Raw genomic sequence first — 1,669 nt, 5'->3', positions numbered from 1 at the left:
TTCTTAATACCCTCTTTATACTTTTGGAGTAACGGGGTGGCAAAGCGGTGACGGAAACTGTTTCTTGTGTGGTCGTTACCCATATTGGTATGGTCTTGAAAATAGTGAAGTTTCTTTGTATGAAGATAGGCAAGCAACTCCTCTTTGTCAAGATGGAGGAGGGGTCGTACAAGGGTGTAGCCGTTGCGTGTTTCTACACTTTGCATACCTGCAAGCTCGACACATCCGCTCCCTTTGCAAAGCTGCATCAACATCCATTCAAGTCTGTCTCCAAGATGATGGGCGCTTAAAAGGGTGGTGTAGTTGTGTTTGGCAATAAGTGTTTCAAAAAAACGGTAGCGTATCTCACGTGCCTGTGCTTCAAAGTTTTTCTCTATTTTGGGTGCTTTATAGGTGTAGCAGGTAAGATTGTAGGTGTGTGCCAAATCTTTTGCGTGTTGCACCTCCTCTTTGCTTTGGGGGCGTACACCATAATCGACAATGGCAATATCAAAAGAGATATGGTGTTGTTGCAAAAGGTGAAAAAGTGCGCTTGAGTCAACTCCGGCAGAAAATGCCAGAAGATTTTTTGATTTTTGCAGAAGTTCAAGGGTGCTATTTTTGAGCATTGTCAACAGTAGCAGTGAGTATATCACCCACAAGTTGGGTTATTGTTGCGGTGTAGGCTTTTCCAAAAACAAGCTCTTCTGTATCATCCACTTTGTCATTTACATAGATCTCTCCATCAATTTCAGGTGCCCAAAGCAGCTCCCGTGCGGAGAGTAAAAACTGATGCTCCTGACTCTCTGCGTCAATCACAACAGATACTGTTTTGCCAACTTCTGCTTGGAGTGATTGGTGTGTCACTTCAGCAGCAATGCCACCTAAAATTTCGGCACGTTGGTTTTTGACCTCCTCCTCTATTTTGAGATCTTCCATCTCATAGGCTGTGGTGGTCTCCTCATCAGAATAGCTAAAAACATTGATACGGTCAAAACCAAATGTGCGTGCAAAGTGGCACATCTCTTCAAACATCTCCTCTGTTTCACCCGGATGCCCCACTATAAAACTTGTACGAACAAAGGAGTTGGGAAGATTTCGCATAAAATCCAAAAGTTGTATTGTTTTCTCTTTGGAAAAACCGCGTTTCATTATGCGTAGCATATCATCATTGATATGTTGAATAGGCATATCAAAATAGTTGTGAAAAATCTTGCTCTTTGCTATGTTTTGAAGCAGTTTTATGGTTGTTGTTGAGGGGTAGAGGTAAAGAATTCTTGCGCTTTTTACCCCCTCTATAAGCTCTATACGCTGGATAAGCAAAGAGAGTCCATCTTGGATATTCTGATCACGCAGGTAGGAGCTTGAATCTTGAGAAACAAAAGAAAAATCCCAATAGCCCTGCGCTACTAATGATTCTACCTCTTTTGCTATGGAGTCTAAATCACGTGAGTGTAACTTTCCTTTAAAACTTGGTATGGCACAAAAACTACACGCCTGATTACACCCCTCGGAGAGTTTGATGTAAGCATGATAGGTTGAGCCGGTAACAACACGCTCCGCCCCGTCGATGAGGTAAACTTCATCTGAAAAACGGCTTTGTCTCTCCACTAAAAGTTCATCTATTTTATCGTAGTCTCCAACACCTGTAAAAATATCTACTTCAGGGATCTGCTTTTGAAGCTCCTCT

At 42.3% G+C, this 1,669-nt stretch carries 2 protein-coding genes; both read right to left on the bottom strand.

Annotation, left to right across the window (positions count from 1 at the left end; all coding sequences use genetic code 11):
• On the bottom strand, positions 1 to 608 hold a 608-nt coding region (gene tilS / locus AC30RD_RS09055; protein ID WP_489494203.1), incomplete at its 3' end, for a tRNA lysidine(34) synthetase TilS.
• Positions 595 to 1,669 (bottom strand): radical SAM protein (locus tag AC30RD_RS09050; RefSeq protein WP_489494202.1); only part of this gene is annotated, 1,075 nt, incomplete at its 5' end. The genes AC30RD_RS09050 and tilS, both read right to left, overlap by 14 nt.

This window comes from Nitrosophilus sp., from assembly GCF_982775275.1.
This window is presented reverse-complemented; position numbering and strand designations above follow the sequence as displayed.